The following is a 20806-nucleotide window of genomic DNA, read 5'->3' on the forward strand; positions in this document are numbered from 1 at the left end:
GACGACTCGCGGCCGCGCCCGAGGGGACGCCTCCTCGGGTACCCCGCTCACAGGCAGAACAGAAACGGCTTCATCAGCGCGACGCGGTCGCCGTCTTCGAGTCGCGTGTCGAAGCCGTCGAGGTTCTCGTTGAACACGCCGTTGACGAGCACGCGGGCGTAGGGCCGCGTCTGTTCCCCTTCGGGGTTCTTCCGCCACGTCCCCGGCGGGCGGTCGACTCGCGCCCACCCCCGCGTCGTCGCGTCCGCCTCCCGCTCGGCGATGACGAGGTCGCGCACGTCGTACGCCGCGAAGAACGCGTCGAGGAACGCCCGGAGCGTCTCGCCCTCGAAGGTGAACTCCGTCCGGTGGGTGCCCGCGGCCGACCTGACGTGGCCGGTCAGTTTGACCTCGACAGTCGTCTCCGCCGGCTCGGTCGTCGCCGCCGCCTCTCCTGTCGCCGTCGTCTCCTCCCGCTCGGCTGTCGGCGTCTTCATGCGTCCACATACGCGCCGAGGGAGAATGAGCGGGGCCCCGAACACGTTCGACCGCGAGCGCGAAGCGAACAACCGGGAAGAACTGTTGCCTGCCGCACATCTAATTCGTCGGCGAACCGATTCGAAGGTGCAATGCGAATCGTTCCACCCCGCCTGTACGGTGCGGTCGTCCACAGTTCAGTGTTCCTCGGCGCGTCGACCATCGCCGAAGTGTTCGTCGCGTCCTCGCTCGCCGGCATCCCGCCGAACGCCGCCCTCGTCGTCGGCTTTCTCATCACCGTCGGCATCTACAACTTCGACAAGCTCGCGGACCTCGACGCCGACGAAGAGAACTACGCGGAGCGGACCGCGTTCGTCGCCGCCCACCCGCGGATGTACGCCGGCTTCTCCGCGCTCGCAATCGTCGGTGCACTCTGGCTCGCCGTCCGGCACGGCGGCGTCTACGGACTCGGGCTGACGCTGTTCCCGGGCGTCGTCGCGGTGTTCTACAGCGCCCCGCTCGTGCCGCTTCCCTCGGTCGACCGGCTCAAGGACGTCTTCCTCGTCAACACCGCCTCGGTGTCGCTCGCGTGGGCGGTCCTCGTCGGATTCGCCCCGCTCGCGGTCGCCGCGACGACCCCCGAGTACGCCGCCGGCGCGACCGTCGCGGCGGTCTGGTTCTTCCTCCGCTCGGCCATCTCCGTCGAGGTCCACAACGTCCGAGACGTGACGGGCGACGCGCGAAACGGCGTCGAGACCCTGCCGACGGTCCTCGGCGTCCGCCGCACGCAACTGAGCCTCTACGCGCTGGAGCTGGTGTCGCTCGGACTCGTGTGGGCCGCGGCCCGAGTCGGTGTGGTCCCCGCGTGGGCACCGTTCGCGCTCTTGCCCGCGGTCGCCTACTCGACGTTGATAACCCACGCGCTCACCGGGTCGGACCGCTCGGTCGAACGGCTCTGTACGCTCCGCGACGCCGAGGGCGCGTTGATGGCCGCCGGCATCGCGGTCGTCGCCGCGGTCGCCGGAACCGGCGGGACGCTCGGGTGACGCGTCGACCAGAGCCGAGACGCTGGACCGACGCGGCGCCGGTCCGCGTCGAGACAGCCACCGCAGATTCTCGAATACTCTTTTGTTACACCGTGTGAATTACCACTGTAGTGACTCCGAACCACGAGTGGGGAACCATCGGCCAGTTGGTGTTCGGGGGAACGGTGAGTTCCCAACTCCTCACACAGCCGACCCCCCTCGTGGTCGTCGTCGTCGGGTTGATGGTCACCACCGGGGTCGTAAGCGGCTACGTCGCCCTGTTCGCGTGGCGGCGGCGGTCGATGCCCGGTGCCAGCGGGCTGGCCGTACTCGCGTTCGCCAGCGGCTGGTGGTCGTCGGGCTATCTCCTCGAACTCGTCGTCGCGGACGTCGCACTCAAGCTCACGCTCGCCAAACTCCAGTGGGTCGGCGTCCTCGCGGCCCCCATCGCCTGGTTCTTCTTCGCGTTCTCCTACGCCGGCCGAGACCGCTTTACCTCGCCGCCGTCGCTTTGCGTCCTCTCGTTGCTCCCGGCGGTCGGCCTCCTCGCCGTCTGGACCAACTCCGCACACCACATGATGTGGACCTCGGTCACCGTCGTTCCCGCCGTGGGACGGACCATCACCGTCCTCCAGACGGAGTGGGGGCCGCTGTACTGGATCGTACTGGGATACAGCTACCTGCTGTGGCTCGCCGGCGCAATCGTCATCTTCCGGACGGCGCTCGACATGCCGAACATCTACCGCTTGCAGGCGACGACCCTCATCCTCGGGACGCTGATGCCCGTGCTCGGGAACTTCGCGACGACCCTCCTCGAACTCTACGGCGCGGCGATCGACATGACTCCCGCGGCGTTCGCGTTCGCGGGGCTCGCCTGCACCGTCGCCATCAGCCGCTACGAACTCCTCGAATCCCGGCCGGTCCCGCGGTGGGTCGCCCGCGACCGCGTCGTCGAGACGATGGCCGACGCGGTGGTCGTCACCGACACCAAATGGCGCGTCACCGACGTCAACCGGGCGGCCGCGCAGGTTCTGAACGATACCCCCGCCGAGCTCAAGGGCCGTCCCGTCGGGGACGTCGTCGAGGAGTTCTCGCCCGACCAGCGGGACACAGACCAGGTCACGGTCAGACTCGGGTCGAGCCAGCGGTACTTCGAACTCCGGACGAGCTCCTTCTGCGACCATCACGGCCGCGACATCGGCCACGCGCTCGTCTTCCGCGATGTGACCGACCGCCGGCTGAACCTCCAGCAACTCGAAGTGATGAACCGCGTCCTCCGCCACAACCTCCGGACCGAGGCGAACCTCCTCGAAGGCTACGCCAACCTCGTCTTGGACGACATCGACGGCGGCGAGTTCGACGACGCGCGGGACCACGCGCAGACGCTCCAAGACCACGCGCAGACGCTCGTCAACATCAGCCAGAAGGCGCGAAAGCTCGGCGCGACCCGCGGCAGTGACGGGAACGGCGACGCTCGACTCCACCCCGCCGCAGTCCAGATACGCGCCGCCACGGACGCCGTCCGCGCCGATTTCGCCTGCGCGAACGTCCGGCTCCTCGAACTCCCCGACAACGACGTGGTCTGTGCGCCCACGCTCGAACCCATCGTCCGGGAACTCGTCGAAAACGGCGTCGAGCACAACGGGTCGTCGACGCCGGTCGTCTCCGTGACGGCGAGCTGGGAGGACGACGAACTCGTGATTCGAATCGAGGACAACGGGCCCGGAATCGACGCGAGCGAACTCGCCGCCATCAACGCCCACGGCGAGACGCAGCTCAGACACGCGAGCGGCCTCGGCCTCTGGCTGGTGAAGTGGGGCGTCGACCAGCTCGGCGGCACAGTCGTGTACCACCGCCGCGAGGAGGGCGGGACCGAGGTGGTGCTTCGGATTCAGGCGGTGCGGGCCGAATAGCGTGTACCTGATTTATGCAGACATCGCCGAAGAGATGACTGCAGATACTGAGTGAACCGCCTCGGGGTCAAGCCCCGAGGCACTCGGCCTGCTCCGCCTGTAGAGTAACTCTGCACTCGGCCTGCCTAAACGTCCTGAGTTAGTCTGTAGATCTTCTCCCGGTACGTTGCTTCGATGTCTTCGTAATAGGCGTGAAGATACGCATCGATCCCACTACTATTCGTGAAACTACCAGTTCGGTCGCCGCGGAGATACTTCACGAGTTGCCGATTCAGATTTTGCTCAACACGCCAGTATGTGGTGAATCGATGTCGACCGAAGTGACTCGTAATCGGTCGGTATGAATCTGTTTCTGCGTACTCCGGATGGAAGTTTGACTTCCAGACCTTGTTCACACCCTTTACTGTCATCTGGGTGTGGCTCTTTTTCGAAAGAAACAGCCATGGCTCTCCGTTCTTCGGCCGTGCATAAAGATAGCGATCAAGAAGCGAACGTAGCTCTGTATCTAATGGGAGCAGTCGCGGTCTAACCGATTTGTTCCCGTTCCGCTCATCCCGAGACGGAATATACACCAGGTTTGACCGTGTGCCTAGTGCTTCGTGCGAGCCGAGGTTGGAATATGCTTCATTTGTACGTGACTCTGTTAGTCGACAGTCTTCGAGACGGAGGTTCGAAACTTCACCAGCGCGTAAGCCAAGCTTCAACTGAAGCATGATGAGTGTTCTCCCCCGGAGACTGGTTACGGAGGCAATCATATCTCGAAGCTCTGGAATTGTGACCTTTCGATGCTCCTTAGTCTTCTTGACACGCAACGGGACCCGTTTCTTGGCCAGCTCGAATGGGTTGTAGCCGTCTTCATGTGGGAACACAGGGTCTGCCTGCCAGTACTGATACGCCCGGTTGAGCTTGCGTAGTTTTTCTTTAATTGTTCGTGACGTGTTTCCGCGGCCACCCTCTTGTTTTGGTGCACGCTGTGTCTCGATGTAAGCCTCCACATGTTCGAGCGCAGGACAAGCTGGATGTCGTCCCATCTCGTACATATGTGAGCGCCACTCGTCGAAGACATACCCAAAGTGTCCCAGAGTTGCTGAAGAGAGATTCCGTGCGTTTAGTACTTCCTCTGAGAACACCTGGAATGGGTCGACGGTCGTCTCTTTGAACGTTGGTTCAAGCGCGGCAAGTGGGTCTATGGACTGACCGAATTCATCCGCTAATGTCTCACGAGAAGTTGATGAGTGTTCAGTCACGCAGAATCCTCTTCCTTGTGCCGTGGGCGAACGGTATCCCATTTCTCAATTTTCACATCCCAAATGGCACCAGTCGCACCACCGGCAATGACAGCAAGCATTACTGGAGAATACCGATGTGGGTGGTCAGTATGCCACAACAACCAATCGTAGAAACGCTTCACACGAACCCAGTAATTGTACGCAGTTGCAGGTGATTTAGTATCGAGAAGGCGTCGACACCAACGCTCAACGTGTGTTGGTGTCGCAAGGGCGTGATGACGCTGCAAATCGCCCATATGTTCGAGCCAATGTGATCCAGCCCGATCAACGGCCTCGTTGTACCGTCGACCAGAGCCACGTCCGTACTCGTATTCCTCACAAAATTCGGTCCAAACATCTCGGTCTTGGTACGTCGGCTGATACCGTGACAGTCGGTGAACCTCAGGAACGTCACCAATACGAGCGTATATTCCAACGCGATCTATCGCAACTCTTGATTTCGTTCGTCTCATACGTAATTGTCGACCGAATACAGCCGACACCCCTGTCGGCTGTAATAAAATCGCAGTACGATTGCTCGCCAACAGTAGCCACCAATATTAATTTCCCTGATGGGAATTGTGATGAAAACGCACGTGGCCCAGTATGATTGAACTTTATCAGTATCATAATTGAGTTCTGTGCAAGATATATCCCTCGCTATTGAGAAAGACAAGCAATAGTCACCAAACCAACCCAATCGATGATGAGTTGAACGCTGTCACCATTCGAGCGAGGCAAAAATCTGTCTCCCAAGGATAATTCACCCATTCGCTCGGCTCCGGAAAGCAGTAGTACACGCTTGCTCTTTTGCCCATACGGGCAGATTCGAGTCGTCCAAGACACTGTCCACGGCTCTGATTGACTGGGGGACTCACAGGCACTCACCTGACTCAACGGCGAATGGTGCGGGATTGAGGTGTGGGCGGTGCCTGACGAGACAGCGGTCGTCAACTTGGATTCGGTACATGACCGAGCGGAAAGCCCACTCGCCAACGGCTAAAACATAAACCACCTGCCGCCGATGTCGTCGTATGGTTCTCCAGGCTCGGACGGTTGCGGTCGTCCTCCTCGTCTTTATCGCCGGCTGTACTGGTGCCGGTGGCCCCACACCCGAGACAGGAACAACTGCATCGCCGGCAGCAACGTCCACGACGGCACCGACTGCGACGACACTGTCACCACAGACTGTTTCGTCAGTCAACGGGACACTCGAAGTCCATTTCATCAACGTCGGCCAGTCCGTCAGTACGCTCCTCATCGCCCCTAACGGAGAGACGATGCTTATCGACACCGGTGATTTCCGAGACGACGGCGAACATGTGCTTTCGTACCTCCAAGCACACAATATCGACCGCATTGACTACCTCGTAACCTCGCATGCTGATGCGGACCACATCGGTGGGAATGCCGCCATTATCGACTACTTCGAAACACAGGCAGACGGTATCGGTGCGGTGTACGACCCCGGAATCACCTCCACGTCGCAGACGTACGAGGCGTATCTCGACGCCGTCGAACAACACGACGTGCCGCTGTACCGGACACAGGCCGGCGACGAGATTCAGATGGGTGCCGTGACCTCGCAGGTGCTGTCGCCGCCCGAGGGCTACCTAGCAAACGAAGACCGCAACGAGAACAGTATCGTCCTCATGGCCCAGTTCGGAACGAGTCGGTTCCTGTTTACCGGTGATGCCGAACACGAAGCCGAAGAGTACCTCCTTGACACGTACGGCTCACAGTTGCACGCGACGGTGCTCAAAACGGGCCACCACGGTTCAGGTGGGAGTACAACCGCGCCGTTCTTGGCGGCGGCCCAGCCGAACGTTGCCGTCGTCTCGAGCGCATACGACTCCCAATATGGCCACCCGAACGAAGAGACGCTGTCCCGGCTGGCAGCACAGTCCGTGCCGACGTACTGGACGGCAACCCACGGCACGATTGTCTTCGAAAGCGACGGCCAGCGAATCACCGTGGGAACCCAACGGGATGCACCGACCGAGCCGACACGCCTCCGCGAGGGAATGCCAATTGAACCGGGGACGACTGGTGCGGTGACGGCCCGGACGACCATCACGACCAACGGAACGGTCACGACGCTCACGCCAGTCGCAACTGACGGCGGGACCGAAACCGAGACCCCAGCCGCGTCGCTCGCAGTCGCGGACGTCCACGCCGACGCCGCGGGAGACGACGCGGACAACCTGAACGACGAGTACATCATCTTCGAGAACACCGGGAGTGACGCCCTCGATATCTCCGGCTGGACAGTTACCGATGCCGCAGGCCGGGCCTATACGTTCCCGCCGGACACGACACTCGCCGCAGGCGAGACCCTCTCCCTCCATACCGGAACGGGGACCGATACGTCGACAGACTACTACTGGGGCTCCGGCTCGGCCATCTGGAACAACGGTGGCGATACCATCACCGTGACGGATAATACCGGTGCAGTCGTACTCGAAGAGACGTACGCATGATTCCAGACGGGACGTACACGGCGACAGTCGACCGATTCGAGGACGACCGCGCGGTGTTGCTCGTCGAAGCCGACGGTCGGGATATCGACCAACTCGTCGTCGACCGCGACGAACTGCCGTGGCGAGCGAGAAACCAAAACGCGGTCTTGACGATTACCGTCGCCGACGGCGCATACGACGGTGGCCAGTACGAACCCGACGAAACCGAGGCGCGAACCGAGGCCGCTCAGTCGCGCTTCGACCGACTCTCGCGCCGCCCGCCGGCCGCTTCCGATGCGGACGACGAAGACACCTGAGCCGAAAGCAGCCGACTGTCGCCGCCGTTTTTCTCAAGTTGCGCGCTCGAGGAGAGCTAGATACTACAGAACGACTGTCAGGGACAGCTAAACAGCAGTTCTACGTCCCAATCTTTGGAATTAAGTCCTGTTCTGGTAATGGTGAGTGTCTTCCGTTCATTCGGTGAAAGTACACCAAACTCCTTTTTCGTGATGGTTGATGGCTCAAACCCTCCTTTCTCTCTGTAGAAAAAGACTTGTGCGGCAACTTGTGTCGGGAAATCAACAACACTCGAGACTGTTAACTCTACACTCTCAATTTCTGTTGTGCCATTCGCATATCCTTCCCACCGAGCTTTGGTGAGCGATTCGTCCTCAATCTTTGACGTCTCACAGGTTGGCGCTAACTGGCCAGAATCGTCACTAGTCTGTGTAGTCTGTGTTGACCCAGAATTCGTATTCACTGCTTCTGCCTCACTTTCTCCCCCAGTACAGCCAGCAATCGCTCCCACCAACCCGGCAGTAGTTGCGGCGATAAATTTCCTCCTTGCAAAACTAGTTTCATTCATGGGTGGTCATCATAACCATCGGCTATAACACTATAGATTAAAATACCATCTTTGAGAATTTGACGGAGGCGCTCGCCTCTCTCACGTCAGTTCGGTGAGTTCGACGTAGCGCGCTCTGAGCGTTGGGACCGACACGTCCGCGAGTGTGGCGAGTTCGGTCTGTGTCGGGGCGACATCCAACTCCGTTCCCGCAAGATAGAGACACGCTGCGGCGACGCCAGCTGGATTCCGCCCGTTTGTAATCCCCTCCTCATCGGCACTCGTCGCGAGTTCGTACGCCCGCGACTGTACCTGTGAGGAGAGTCCGCTGTCCGACCCGAGCCGAGTAACGTACGTTCGAGCGGTGACGACCTGAGCATTGATTCCTAACTCGCTATTGAGCGCCCGGTAGCCCGTCTGGACCTGGTCACACGAACAGCGCGCGACGCTCGCGATTTCATCACGTGGACGTGGCAGGCCACGCCGCCGACACGTCGCATACAGGCTCCCCGCGGCAATCATCTCGACAGACCGCCCTCGGATGAGGTCTGCGTCCTGGGCATGCCGGTAGAGCTGACTCGCCTCTTCGATGAGACTCCACGAGAAGTCGAGTGCGCTCCCCATCCGGATAATCTCACCGAGCGCCGTCGCGAGGTTCCGCTCCCCTTTCGACTCGAAGCGTGCCCGCCGATGCTCGCGCCGAAGCCGGTGGAGTTGGCGTCGCTTCTTGGACGATACCGTCCGTCCGTTCGCATCACGGTTGTAGCCGATTTCCGCTGAAACGCCTCTGTCGTGCCGCGTCGGGGTGAGTTTTCCACCCGTTCGTGGAACTGAGTGTGGATCTTCGTCGAACACACGCGGACCATGCGTATGGTCGAAATAGTACTGGTCGACGATGAGTCCACACCCCTCGCAGGCTGTTTCACCGCCATCTGTCCTCAGTCGTCCGTCACATTCGGGACACTCGCTAGCGTCGATGGATTTCCCGCACGATTCGTCGAAGGTCCGGTCGTAGATTTCTCTCAGAGACATTGTTGTCGGTCGTGAGGTGGCCTGATTCACCACCCCGCACCCCTCAAGGGGGGAATAAAATTGGCAGGCGGTGCGCCGGGTGTCGTTGTCACGTCGACCGCGACCTACACCGGTTGGGATGGACAGCCCTGCTCGAACCCGGACGGCTCGTTCCGTTCGTCTCCGCACTGGACACAGCGCCAGACACGCCGCCGACCCTGGTCGAACTGCGTGAGTGTTTCGATCGACGGTGTTCCGTCGTCGTCCCACTCGGTGATGACCTGGATCTTGTGTCCGGTCGGTGTTCGCTCGGCGATGCCGCTGTCGTGTTTGGTATCGTTCGTTGTCATCGGAAGTACGAGGGAAGTTCCCACACCCCTCAGGGGGAGATAGAATTCATCGCGATTGCTCGAACGCACTCGTCTCTCGTCGCGACTCTGCTGCACACCGCGCGAAGCGACCGTCCGGCTGGGGCAGGATGCGCGTCCGGAGTTCGAACAATACCCGCCTGAGGTGCTTACACTCGACACCGCGTTTCTGGTGGTCTGGGCAAGAGCATATGCCCGCCGCGATATCGACCTCGTAGGTGTTCCCGCTCGACGACTCGACGTCGTACCGCGGGCCAACGGTCCCGAACCGGACAGTCATCGATTCGGTGAGTGCTTTCCACGTCCGTGAGTCTTCGACTGCGTAGCCGCCGTCGCTCACGAGTGGGCGACCGGCCGTCGCACGACACGGCTCGCGGAACTCGTCGCGCCGGTTCCGCTCGTGACCGCAGTTCCGACAGCGCCAAAACCGCGTTCGATAGCCGTCTCCGTCGGAGAGTTCGATATCATAGTCAGTTGGCTTGCTTCCTGGAAGCCACTCAGTCACACGGACGAGGTCGTGACCGCGGTGAGTCGCTGACGTTGCTGACTGTCTGCTAGGTGGTCGTTGCGTTGTCATTAGAACGACGAGCGCTCGTGGTGAGCCCCCGCACCCAACAGGGGGCGATAAAATCTCCCGGCGGTCGCTCACGCCCACCGGCCAAGCGACGTCTCGGTCGTCTCCGCGAGTGCTCGTTCGATTCGTGCTTGGGTCCAGCCACACGGAGCTAGCACGCTCGTCGCCGCCCGAATCAGCGCCGTCTCGTAGAACCCCGCATCGTACGTTGACGGCGCTTCTTCGCGGAGCGAAACGCGCTCACGGCCGCGCTTGTCGTCGTCAACGACGACGTACGCGACCGTCCCGCCAGCAGGCGGGTCGTCGTCGTACAGGCTATCGGCTCGCTGCAGCGCCGCAACCATCTGGGTCGCCTGGTCGTACTCAGAGAGTGGTTTCGACGTTCGCGTGCTGACCACGAGGTCCGCGACGTCGGCGCGACCCGCGTGCAGCGCTTCGAGATGCGCCGCCAGGTTGTCGATGACTGGGCCGGGGTCGCGGTACTGGTCGAACGTCCGAATGAGCTCCTTCTGGACGGACGCTACGAAGGCTGGTGTGCTCCGCTGACGACACTCGATGCCTCGGTATTTGTACGTCGACCCATCGGCTGTCGGGTCCGCGTACTTGCCGAAGTACTTCGTCAGCGCGCCCGCCGCTGAGTCACGCTTCGGGACGAACGCGACCCAGTCGAACGCGCCTTCGTACTCTAATCGAATGCCGACGTCATCGGTGATGTCCTGGCAGACCGCCGTAAGCGGCCGCTGGTCGCACTCGGGAGCAGGCGTCACCCAGAGACTATCGACGAGGCCGTGGACGACGTCCCAGCCGGCCTGCTCTAACTGGTCTTTGGCGTCGAGCAGAATCGACCGCGCGAACGCGTTGATTGCCTCGTGGCACTCGATACGCCCGAACTTCGCGTTCGAAAAGCCCTGATACCCAAAACACGAGACGAGAATCCATTTGAGCGCGGCCGACTTCCCCTCGAGGCGCTCACGCTCAGGCAAGTCGGTCGTCTCGGAGAGTTGGGCTTTGATCGCATCGCGGTCCGAGACGAGCGGGGCGAGGACGTCAGGCAGGTAGCCGGCACGATCACAGATTGAATACCCAAGCTCGGGAACGTCGCGCGTCGAACAGCAGTCACACCGAATCGTCTCCGGACTGATGTTCCGAGTGATGATGATGTTCGGGTACAGACTCGAAAAGTCGACTTCGTGAACGTCGGTGTGGACGCCAACGTTCGGGGAGAAGGTGAATCCACCCCGGTCGGCGGTGTACAACGACCCCATCGTCTTCCACGATTCGGGTCGCCACGCCCGCCATTGGACCAGCACGTCCCGACGCTGTGCTTCTCGAATCTGGATTGCGGTCAGCACGTTTCCGATCGAGGCCCACGCCTGTTCTTGGAGTGGTTTCCGCGACCGCTCGACGAGATCAAGACAGCCAGCCAGATTCGTCTCGTCGAGGAAAAAGGAGGCTGAGCGATTGATGACGACGCGACCGGGGACGTTGTAGCGCGCTGGCGAGTGACCGACCTGTCCGTAGGAGTGGTACGCCGACTCGCCAGCGAGTTGCTGAAACGTCGCTGCGTGCGGGCCACGACCGAGTTCGAGCGTGCGACCTTCGTCGCGTGCCGCCGCGAACAATCGCGGAATCACCGCGGCCGCGTTGACAAACAGGACGTCCGGGTCGCGCTCGGCGACGCGCGTCGCCACCGCATCGACCACGGTCGCTTGCGACCCGCGGACCGTCTCGCCATCGACCGTCACCCTCGACAGTTCTTCGTCAGTTGCACGCGCTCGCGGCAGGTGAATCTCGACTGTCGTGAGTCGCGTGTTCGGCGTCGGGTCGGTGTCGGTTTCGAGGCAGTATCGGAACTCCGGGGAGAAATCCACGTTGTAGCACCGAAGTTCGCCCGGGAGCGCGACCTGGTTGGCTTGGCGGGCGAGCGTCGGCACCGCATCGACTGCCGTTGCGGCAACCAGCGTCATCGACTCGTACGTCTCGCCGAACCCTGGCCGCCGTTCGACCGTCTCCACCGCGGCGACCGATGGGTGTGGTTCGAGTGCCTGTTCGTACGCTGCTCGTGTCTCGCGTGGCCCCCGGACGTAGAAGCGCGGGCGATACGTCGAATCGATGTCGTACGCTGCGGGCCCGTCATCGCCTGCGGGTGTCCAGCGATACACGTCGCCGTCGATGAAATCGAACGTGTAGCACATTCTCACTCTCGGTCGGTAAGGGGCGACCACGCCGCCTGGTCAGCCACATCCAGTTCGTCGTAGAGGTCTTCGAGCGCCCGCTGGTGCGCCAAGAGCATCGACAGAAACACCGCGTCCATCGGCTCCTGCGGATTCTGATAGCCCGCCGCGTCCGCGTATCGCGTTGCATTCCCCCACAATCGACTGTACGGACCCGTATCCTGGCGTCGAAGCGCGCGTTCGAAGTCGTCCCAGTCGTGTTCGAGTCGCCGCAGCAGGTCGCGATAGGTCGGACTACTGCGTCCCATCGACCATCACCCCACTCGGCGTCGCTGGTTCGACGGCCATGTCCGACGCGGTTGCTCGGTGCGCCAAGACGGTCCGCCAGAACGCGAGCGTCGTCTGCATCCCCGTCGCATCGGGATACACGAGCGTCTCGAAGTCGGTCCCACGGAACCGCGGGCCGAACTGCGTCTGCTCGCAGTAGAGCGTCGATGGCACGGCCCTGGCAACGATTTCTGCGTACGGATTCGTTTCAGGCCGGCCGAGGTGCGTCGCGAGCAGACTCGCGTCTACCTCCCGCGCGACTCGCTTAATCGCCGCGAGCGCTCGCGACAGGAGCTGTTTCCCGACCGAATTGGAAACCTCGTCCGTATCGTAGAGCGCGTCGAGTCCGGGACAGACGACGAGTGATGGGTTGATGTCTTCCTCGGCAACCGTCGACCGGAGCGTCGTCGCCAACTCCGCGTGCTGGTACGGCGTGAACGCCCGGGCGACGTGGATGCGGTCGAGGAGTCGGCGACTCGGTGAGAGTCGCGTCAGCGACGCGGCGTTCGCGTGGGTGGCGGCGTCGAGCCACAGTACGTCGCCTCCGGTGGTGAGAGCGTGGTCCAAGACGAGCGCCTGCAGAATCTGTACCGGTCGCGGCTCGTCTTCGACGACGAGTCGGTGGCAGCCGCCATCGAGTGTCGGTAGTTCGGGTGGGGATGCGTCGCGGGTTGCCTGCGCCGTCTCAGTCGCCGCATCGCGACGACGCTGTTGGAACTCTGGTCGCATACACACCTGTTCGCTCAGGAGTCCGATAAGCGAACTCGGGTCGGTACACGAGTTCACGAAATCGTAGTCCTCGGTGTGAAACCACGAGACGGCGTAGTGGTCAGATTCGTGCAACGCATGAAGTGCACGAAATGCCTGCGCCGTCGTGAGGCGTCGTGGAGGCGGGAGAGTGAGCGCGACCCCTCTCGGTCCTGGTGGGGGACGTCCCAGAGGAGTTTACCAAGCCCTCCGATGGCGCTTGAAGTGAGACCAGCCTGATTGAAGTCCTCGCTCTCCGAGGAGAGTCGCATTGAGATGACCCAGGCGCTGTCGCTTGAAGAACTAACACAAGCACTGGCAACAGTCATTCACGACGTTGATAGCAGTACTGAGGGGCAGTACGGCAACGGTATCGGGTCAGAAAACGAAGAGCGTCAGTTAGCGTTGCTCCTTGAACAGCTCCGCCGAGAGGACGCACGCTACACGGGCATCGAACGTGAGGTCGAGTATCCGAACGAGAACGGCAAGTGTGACATGGTGTTACCGGGCGGAACGCCGGTTGAAGCGAAGCTCATCCGCTACTGGAGAGCAAATGGCGACCCGGAGCCGCACATGTTCAAACACGTGTTTAGTCCGTTCCACAACAATACCCTCCTGACAGACTACACCGACTCTCCCAATCGGAGTTCAGCAATTCAGGTGGGCTGTTAGGGCTGTTCTACGCCCGTTCCGACGATGATCCACACACAGTCGAGTCGCTGTCCGAAAAATACACAGCAGCGAACATCGCTGACAAGGTCGTTCGAGACATCGAGTACTGGTACGACATCGAGGCGAGGGTCTGCCAACTATCGCATTTTGACGGACTCCAGCATTCGGTCCACAAGCAGGGTGCTGTGATTTCGTGGGTGGTTGAATAAGCTCATCACAGGAGACGACGTAGATACGCCAATGACGGAGGTCGGCCTGGTGAGTTGCACTAAGTCAAAGCGTGACGAGCCTGCTGTTCCACGATTACTGTACGACGAATCACCCTATTTCAGGAAAGCACGCGAGTACTGTGAACGACACCACGACGACTGGCTGGTCCTCTCTGCAAAACACCATGTCCTTGACCCAGACGGACCGCCAATCTCGCCATACGAGCAGACTCTGACGACCGCCAACGTCGAGACTCGTCGAGAGTGGGCGCGTGAGGTCACAGCCGACCTCGAAGAACGAGGGCTTCTCGATGAGGATGTGACGCTCGTCATCCACGCCGGGAAAGCCTATTACGAAGAACTGCTCCCCTTGCTCGACCCACATCCAGTCGAGATCCACATTCCGACAGCGGGCTTGATGTTTGGAGAGACATTGGCGTGGTACAACGAACAGACATGAGTGATCCCGTCGAACTGAGAGAGTGGCTCGGACTCGAGTGGTCCGAGTGGGGTCCGCTGGACAAGACACGAGGACACCTGCAGAGCGCCACGACCGACCCAGGACTCTATCGTGTTCGCCACCCAGATCACGACGGCTTGGTGTACGTGGGAGAAACCGGCAGAAGCACGAGTGGACTATCCACGCACTCGCGAGGGGTGCGTTCGCCAACCAGATGCCATACCGAGACCCACATACTGCCGCGCCGTGTCTGTGGGCGATCGTCGACCGAGATGGACCTGGGCTGGAAGTGTCGTGGACGACGCCCTCGTTGGCCGAAGACACACAGGACAGGAAGGGCCTTGAAGCAGCACTAATCGCGGTTCACCGCCGAAATATTGGTCGAAGCCCGACTGCCAACTTTGGACGGATGATACCCGGCTATCGGCAGTCGAGCTACAGTTGTGATGGGGACGTCGGGGGACCGCTTGCACCGGGTGAATCCGAGCCAAATTCCGAGCCTGGTGTTGGCCCGCTCGACTGGTCGAACGCCGACTCGCTCTTCGCCGACGACTGGATGGGGCTCAACTGGAAACCACCAAGACGACTCGCTGCTGTACCACCAACCGTCCCAGCATCTGACGGACTCTACCGCATCTGGAACAGCGATTCGGACGACTGCCTGCACTACATCGGCATGAGTTCGAATCTGAAGAGTCGCTTGCAGACCCATCGCCGCGAGCGCGACGGCAAGTCGTACTACAGCTACGCGCAACTCGACAATCACGATGCGCTCCACAAGCGACAGGAGGTCGAGACAGAACTCATCGGCGCTCACTGGCTCGAATGTGAACGCGCGCCAACAGACCAGTTCTGACGATTGCTCACTTCCCACTCCCGGCTTTGAGCTATCCCATCGTGTATCTCGCGTTCTGTGCGGTCACAGAACCAGTCAGTCAGACCACACACCAGTCACAAATTTGCGCTGTTACTTCGTGACTGTACTCCGCAGACGCGGTCGACACGCGGGCGAGAACGTGGAGCCGACATCAACTCGATTGTACTGGTCGATACACCCGGTCTCTGGTCGACCCTTCGGCTTCGATTAACCGATACTCGGTCAGCTTCGAGAGATATGATTTGACCGTGCGAAGCTGGTTCGGGTCGTCCATCTGCTGTTCGTAGTGGCTGTAGATCTCTTGGGGACTCAACGGCCCGTAGGCACGGATGGTATCCAAGACCGCTCGCTGGTGGTCGTTGAGCGCATCGACGTTTCGCTGTCGAATCTGCGCCCGCGCGTCCGGCATCGCTGCTTCGAGCACGTCGAACGTGATCTCGTCTCGTTGCTCACGGACAGCGTAGTTGGCCGCGCGACGCAACATCCCGAGGGCGACGCGGGCGTCCCCAGCGGCGGCATCAGCGATTCGCTCGAGAATCTCCTGTGAGACGGCTCCGGCGTCCAGCCCCCAGCGAACGCGAACAGAAAGAATCGACACGAGTTCGTCAGGCGCGTATCGCGACATCGTGACGTGTTCGCCGCTCTGCAGTCGACTCTGGAGTCGCGAATTCAGCCTCCCGAAGAGTTGGTCGCGGTCGTTCGCGACGATGAGTTGGGCGAACTTCGGCAGCGAATGGAGGTCGTAGAAGATGTCCGTCGAATCGAGTTGGTCTGCCTCATCGAGAACGACGACGACCGGATTGCCGTCGTACGCTTCGAGTCGCGAAATGAGTTCGTCGTGCGGTGTCGACCCGCGGTGGATGTCCGTCGCCAACCCGAGTTCGTCGAGAATCCGATAGAACGCCCGGAACTGCGTGTGACTCCGCCAGCAGTTCAAGTGAATCGCCTGCACCGCTGGCGCAGCCTCTGTGAGCTGGTTGCTGACGTATTTGGCTGTCACCGTCTTCCCGGCACCAGTCGGACCGGTGATGATGACCGACTGGCCAGACGCGCCGTCCGCAAACGGCCGCAGGACGGACTCAAGGTGCGTGAGTTCCGCATCCCGATGTTGGAGGTCGTTAGGCACAAAGCCCTCGTCGAGCACCTCAGCGTCCCGAATCATGTGGGTGTGGTTGGCTGGCGTGCGTATAGGCGTCAGGTACAGAGTGAAACTGGAACCGGTGTGGTTCTTCAGGCGATATTCCGTGACTCCACGCTATCGTACTCGTTGGTCCAGTCCTGTTGCATCGTCGACCGCCCCGAGTATCGACACCGTCACCGACCGAATCCGATTGAGCCGTTCGAGCACCGACTCGGCGTCCTCGCTCGCCCACGCAGCGAGATAGAACGCCGAATTACACACATCCAACCCGAACTGGCGACCGACGAGATACGCGACTGCTTCGGCTTCGACTTCGCGCAGTGACTGCTCTGGCAGGCTCGTCCGGTCTGCGTGCAGTAGTCCGTGAGCGAACTCGTGGACGAGCGTCGTCGCCATGTCCGCCTCGTTCGGTCGCTGTCTGACTGCGACGCTCGGTCGGTGTCCCTGCGGGAATTCACACACACCGCGCGCTGCGCCGTGAGTCCACTCACTCGGAGACACGAGTGACACGTCCACCCCGAGCGACTCCGCCGCGGCACAGAGTGCGGAGACGAGTCCGCTCGCGTCACCGTACGTGGCGGTCTCCAACGACGGAAGCGACTCGCCCGTCGTCTGCGATACGTCGAACACGGGGACCGGCTTGAACGACCGTAGTTGACTCGACCACTCGGAGTACGGCACACCGTCGCTCTCGCAGTCGTCGTCGTGGCCGGACTTCGGTTCGCCACAGGCCGGACAGACTTTGGCTGTGATTGGAGCCCAGATCCAAATCGCCGACTCACCTTCCGAGACCTGTCTGTCGAACTCCGTTTGCCACGTTCGGTAGCCCGCGACGTGCGTCGCATCCGGACATTGCAGCGAGATCAGGAGAGCGTTCCGCGCGGAGTAATCGTGAAACTGGCACTGGACGTCGAGCCACCGCTGGAATGCGTCGCTTGCGTGTGCGGTGGTCGTCTCATCGAGGAGGTCGGCAATCCAGTTGTCAAGTGCGTCGTGCATCTCGTCGGTACGGGTGGGTGCGTCGCTGAACGTCGCTGTCTGCGTGGCTGTGTCTGGCTGTGACATTTCGAATCAGCAGGGCGAGTTGCCGCCCCGCACCCGAAGGGGGCAGATAAAATTCGGAGCGCGAATGGCCGTGGTTAACGGCTGTCTGAGAGACGCGTCTGGAGTATCTTAATCACGATTTTACTAATCATGATTTTACTATCTGAGTTGATTAACTGGTGTTTGAGAGTTGAATCATTTGATGGCCATTCTGAGGCGAACCTTTCCCTAGTAGCGAGGTCACCAACTCTGGATTGGAAAAGTCGAATTAGTAGTTAGGCTGCCACGGCTGGTTACAATTCGGGCATCGATCCGGAGCCGTTGCAATGTTGTTGTATGACTGGACGTTTCCGCAAGAACTGCACATCATTTCCCGTGCCATGGCCGCTGCTACTGTCAGCAATTGACTAAGTTATAGGGTGGTTGATGAGTCGGTTCTGTACTGGTTGCCTCTCAATGAGCGGAGAGACCTATTCCTGTTTTTGAGGTCGTGGCTGCGCGCGCAGCACCGCAGGTGCGAGCACGGAGCGGTGGGTGGGGAGGTGGGGTCTGGGCTGGTGGATACGTAAAAAAAGAACACACCCGCCGGCGACGCCTACTCAGCCCACCACGCCTCGCGCTCTGGGAAGCTGATGTCGGACCACCCCGTCACAGCCACCGACACGCGTCCACCGTACCAGCTCTTTGCGACGTTCCGCAGCGTCACCCGCTCGCCTTCTCTCACAGCCGGTTGTCTCGATTTCTCCCAGACAGTCACCTTCGTTCGTCCCGTCTCGTCCTCGATGAGTCCCACTTGTTGAATCGCCGCGCTCGACGACTCCCACAACTGCGTAATCGTTCCTTCTATCGACACTTCACGACGACTGACCTCGCTGACCGCCGCAATCGGAATCACCGTCCCGGGTGCCTGTTGCAACTCCTCGAACACACCCACGACCGCGCTCATCATCGAGTTCCCGTCTGCGACTACCTCGGCCAGCCGCCGACTGATCGCCGCCCGTGACCACGCATCGAGTTTCGACTGCATCCGTGCCGCCTCCCTGTTCACAACGCCCAACTGTTCAGCCGTCAGTTGCTCACGCGGGTCTGCCTCCTCGGGGTCGGCCCACCGATTCACACACCCTGCACGCTTCTTGAACTCTCTCGTTGCTTCGATACTTGACTGTTCAACCGCCGTCGCCGTCCGCGCTTCCCGACTCGACGTCTGTCTCCGGTCCCACCGTGCACGCGTCTGTTCGATTTCCCACTCACGTGCAGCCAGCCGCTCTTCTTCCGCGAGGGTCAGTCCCCGACCAACCGCTTCAGGGTTATTCAGGTCAACCTTGGCTTGAATCTCGAGTTCAACCGTAGGATGGAGCGCTGGCGTCTCATCGACTACGTCGTCGTCGACTGTCGAGGGGTGATTGCTGTGCGAAACTTCATTACGGAACTGTTTCTTACTACTCATTGTAGTTCTCTGAAAGGCGCTCACTCGGCGTCTTCTTCCGACATCACGACTCTCCAGCCGCAGTGTTCTCACAGACTGACCGACACCAATCGTCTCACGGCGACGCCGCCGCGCCTTCGCCGGCTTGCCCGGCGCGGCGCGTCGCCAACAGGTGTCCCCCACAGACGAGTACGGGGGTGAACCTTGAGGTGAGCGCGCGGTCAGGGCAGTCAATCTACCGACCCGCGGGTCGTCGACCCCGTGCAGGCCGTCCGTCGTAGACGCAACGGCTGAACCGGGACGACGAGACGGCAAGCGGGAGGTTGACAGTCCTGAACGGCGTCGCATACGGCCACAGCGAGGCCGCAGAGAGCGAGGACCCGCCGGAACAGCACCGCGCCCGGACCCGCACGAGCCTGTCCCGTCCGTCGCAGACGCAACGGAAACGCCTCGTGCGGCAGCCCGGTGCGGGCTGGACGCCCGCGGACCCACAGTTCGTCGCGGCCGAGTTTGAGCGCACGCCCGGCAGGCCGCACAGCCGGCCCTGAGTGAGCCCCGGACCGTGGCATATGGGGGTGAGCACGGCGAGCCCCCAGTAGCCACCGCAGCCCGGGTGAACGAGGGGTGAGGGCAAGTGCCCGAACGGCGAGCAGTCCGCCCGGACCGCGCAAGCGGCCACGTCTGAACCAGCCGGCCGACGGCGCGACCGCATCGAGGGAGCGCCGACGCAACGGCTGGTGAAGATGCAGCCACCCCGGTCTCGGTCACGGCCCGGACGCGGGCCGAGCGCTCGCAGGCCCGCCCTCGGGGCTGACCGGTATCGGGTGGCTGCACCCGGCCCGACCCGGCCCCGTGACCGTGCCCCGTCCGTCGCAGACGCAACGGCAGCGCGAAACGCCCGGGCCCGGCAGGAACGGTCTGCCCGCCGGAGCGCGCACAACCCGAGCAGTCGCCCCCAAGCGTACGGACGCGCGTCGCTGTTCACTTTGGGAGCGACGCTTGGGAGACGCCCACTACTCGGTCACGTCGTCGATGAACTGCTTGGAGAGACCCGACGTGACAGCCAGCAATATCGTCACATAGCTTCGGTGTGAAGTGTTCGCATGGGACTCGAAATTGATGAGGAGCGATTGGGGGCCGTCCTCGAAGCGCTTCCGACCGCTGCACACGACGGCGTCGGCCGACACGTCCACTTCACTCGCCAGAAGTACGAGACCATCTACGAAATTACACCCGAGACGATTGCTGGCGACCTCGATACTGTTTTCAGCATCACCATTCGCCAACGGGCTGGACCCCAAAGCATCGAACAGGTTGAGACCGCTCGAGAGGCGTTCAGTGCCGATACGCTTCGGTCGCTGGACCCCCACGCAGACGCGTACGAATATCTCACCGACATCGAGGGTGTCGGCCCGAAAATCGCCAACGAGTATCTTCGCAAGGTCGTCCACGCGTTCGGCTTCAAGGAGACGTGGTGTGCCGACCTGTACGTCCCGCTCGACCAACACGTGGTCGCCGCCCTCGTCGAAACCGGCTGTCTTCTCGATGGCGAGGTGCGACCTGAGAAGACGAAACCGAGCGCGCTGTTGAACTTGAATCCCGAGAGCAATCCACGGACACGACTCTCTGCAAGCGCACTCCAAGCGGCGTTCAAACGAGTCGCCGAAGCACAGGGAACCGAGCGAATCGCCTTCGACGAACTCTGGTCGGAACACAAGTTCTTCCTCTCGATTTCGGAGTTTCGTGAAAGGAGCAGTGTGAGTGAGTTACTCGAATCGAGGTGAGAACGATGGGCCACGACGACTTTACTT

At 61.3% G+C, this 20806-nt stretch carries 20 protein-coding genes; 8 read left to right on the forward strand and 12 right to left on the reverse strand.

What is annotated here, in order from left to right; translation table 11 throughout:
* Window positions 1–47: 47 nt before the first annotated feature.
* Complete coding sequence (locus BN996_RS11680; RefSeq protein WP_089779197.1) at window positions 48–476, reverse strand: MoaD/ThiS family protein; 429 nt, start codon at window positions 474–476, stop codon at window positions 48–50.
* Between the two features lie 132 nt (window positions 477–608).
* On the opposite strand from BN996_RS11680, the gene BN996_RS11685 reads away from it, so the two are divergent.
* Both BN996_RS11685 and BN996_RS11690 read left to right on the forward strand, forming a co-directional pair.
* Entirely contained in the window at window positions 609–1502 is an 894-nt protein-coding gene (locus BN996_RS11685) for a UbiA family prenyltransferase (RefSeq protein WP_089779199.1), read from the forward strand.
* Between the two features lie 110 nt (window positions 1503–1612).
* A complete protein-coding gene (locus BN996_RS11690) occupies window positions 1613–3394 on the forward strand; it encodes a histidine kinase N-terminal 7TM domain-containing protein (protein WP_089779201.1) in 1782 nt (593 codons plus the stop codon).
* A 125-nt stretch (window positions 3395–3519) separates the two neighbouring features.
* On the opposite strand, the gene BN996_RS11695 is transcribed toward BN996_RS11690, so the two are convergent.
* Complete coding sequence (locus BN996_RS11695) at window positions 3520–4641, reverse strand: tyrosine-type recombinase/integrase (RefSeq protein ID WP_089779203.1); 1122 nt, start codon at window positions 4639–4641, stop codon at window positions 3520–3522.
* A gap of 1055 nt (window positions 4642–5696) precedes the next feature.
* On the opposite strand from BN996_RS11695, the gene BN996_RS11705 reads away from it, so the two are divergent.
* A complete protein-coding gene (locus BN996_RS11705; protein ID WP_089779206.1) occupies window positions 5697–7142 on the forward strand; it encodes a lamin tail domain-containing protein in 1446 nt (481 codons plus the stop codon).
* Window positions 7139–7438: a DUF3006 domain-containing protein gene (locus BN996_RS11710; RefSeq protein WP_089779208.1), complete on the forward strand. Its 300-nt coding sequence runs from the start codon at window positions 7139–7141 to the stop codon at window positions 7436–7438. Before BN996_RS11705 ends, BN996_RS11710 begins: the two co-directional genes overlap by 4 nt.
* Before the next feature lie 77 nt (window positions 7439–7515).
* On the opposite strand, the gene BN996_RS19780 is transcribed toward BN996_RS11710, so the two are convergent.
* The 7 genes from BN996_RS19780 to BN996_RS11740 all read right to left on the reverse strand — a co-directional run bounded on the left by BN996_RS19780 (window position 7516) and on the right by BN996_RS11740 (window position 13148).
* Entirely contained in the window at window positions 7516–7986 is a 471-nt protein-coding gene (locus tag BN996_RS19780) for a hypothetical protein (protein ID WP_139043118.1), read from the reverse strand.
* Between the two features lie 81 nt (window positions 7987–8067).
* Window positions 8068–9027: a transcription initiation factor IIB gene (locus BN996_RS11715; protein WP_226908735.1), complete on the reverse strand. Its 960-nt coding sequence runs from the start codon at window positions 9025–9027 to the stop codon at window positions 8068–8070.
* Window positions 9028–9101: 74 nt separating this feature from the next.
* Complete coding sequence (locus BN996_RS11720; RefSeq protein WP_226908736.1) at window positions 9102–9350, reverse strand: hypothetical protein; 249 nt, start codon at window positions 9348–9350, stop codon at window positions 9102–9104.
* 22 nt (window positions 9351–9372) lie between these two features.
* Window positions 9373–9849, reverse strand: a complete 477-nt coding sequence (locus tag BN996_RS11725) for a hypothetical protein (RefSeq protein ID WP_089779214.1) — start codon at window positions 9847–9849, stop codon at window positions 9373–9375.
* A 140-nt stretch (window positions 9850–9989) separates the two neighbouring features.
* On the reverse strand, window positions 9990–12113 hold the full coding sequence (locus BN996_RS11730; protein ID WP_089779217.1) for a type B DNA-directed DNA polymerase: 2124 nt from the start codon (window positions 12111–12113) through the stop codon (window positions 9990–9992).
* 2 nt (window positions 12114–12115) lie between these two features.
* On the reverse strand, window positions 12116–12400 hold the full coding sequence (locus BN996_RS11735) for a DUF8156 family protein (RefSeq protein ID WP_089779218.1): 285 nt from the start codon (window positions 12398–12400) through the stop codon (window positions 12116–12118).
* Window positions 12387–13148: a P-loop NTPase family protein gene (locus tag BN996_RS11740; protein ID WP_139043119.1), complete on the reverse strand. Its 762-nt coding sequence runs from the start codon at window positions 13146–13148 to the stop codon at window positions 12387–12389. The genes BN996_RS11735 and BN996_RS11740 overlap by 14 nt, the downstream gene beginning before the upstream one ends.
* Before the next feature lie 294 nt (window positions 13149–13442).
* Between BN996_RS11740 and BN996_RS11745 the strand changes: the two genes are divergently transcribed.
* The 3 genes from BN996_RS11745 (at window position 13443) to BN996_RS11755 (ending at window position 15363) form a co-directional block, all read left to right on the forward strand.
* Window positions 13443–13838: a hypothetical protein gene (locus BN996_RS11745; protein ID WP_226908737.1), complete on the forward strand. Its 396-nt coding sequence runs from the start codon at window positions 13443–13445 to the stop codon at window positions 13836–13838.
* A gap of 240 nt (window positions 13839–14078) precedes the next feature.
* Entirely contained in the window at window positions 14079–14507 is a 429-nt protein-coding gene (locus BN996_RS11750; protein ID WP_089779222.1) for a DUF6884 domain-containing protein, read from the forward strand.
* Between the two features lie 310 nt (window positions 14508–14817).
* Window positions 14818–15363: a GIY-YIG nuclease family protein gene (locus BN996_RS11755; RefSeq protein WP_226908738.1), complete on the forward strand. Its 546-nt coding sequence runs from the start codon at window positions 14818–14820 to the stop codon at window positions 15361–15363.
* A gap of 172 nt (window positions 15364–15535) precedes the next feature.
* Here BN996_RS11755 and BN996_RS11760 read toward each other — a convergent pair whose 3' ends face one another.
* The 3 genes from BN996_RS11760 to BN996_RS11770 all read right to left on the reverse strand — a co-directional run bounded on the left by BN996_RS11760 (window position 15536) and on the right by BN996_RS11770 (window position 19016).
* Window positions 15536–16546 carry a Cdc6/Cdc18 family protein gene (locus BN996_RS11760; protein ID WP_089779224.1) on the reverse strand — a complete coding sequence of 337 codons (1011 nt, stop codon included), beginning with the start codon at window positions 16544–16546 and terminating at the stop codon, window positions 15536–15538.
* A gap of 93 nt (window positions 16547–16639) precedes the next feature.
* Window positions 16640–17524: an ImmA/IrrE family metallo-endopeptidase gene (locus BN996_RS11765; protein WP_089779226.1), complete on the reverse strand. Its 885-nt coding sequence runs from the start codon at window positions 17522–17524 to the stop codon at window positions 16640–16642.
* A gap of 640 nt (window positions 17525–18164) precedes the next feature.
* The gene (locus BN996_RS11770; protein WP_089779227.1) at window positions 18165–19016 is read right to left on the reverse strand and encodes a DNA-binding protein; all 852 of its coding nucleotides are present in this window, start codon (window positions 19014–19016) and stop codon (window positions 18165–18167) included.
* Between the two features lie 1082 nt (window positions 19017–20098).
* Between BN996_RS11770 and BN996_RS11780 the strand changes: the two genes are divergently transcribed.
* Window positions 20099–20779 (forward strand): hypothetical protein, encoded by a 681-nt coding sequence (locus BN996_RS11780; protein ID WP_089779232.1) that lies wholly within the window; start codon window positions 20099–20101, stop codon window positions 20777–20779.
* Window positions 20780–20806: the final 27 nt, after the last annotated feature.

The sequence above is a fragment of the Haloferax massiliensis genome, from assembly GCF_001368915.1.
GTDB lineage: Archaea > Halobacteriota > Halobacteria > Halobacteriales > Haloferacaceae > Haloferax > Haloferax massiliensis.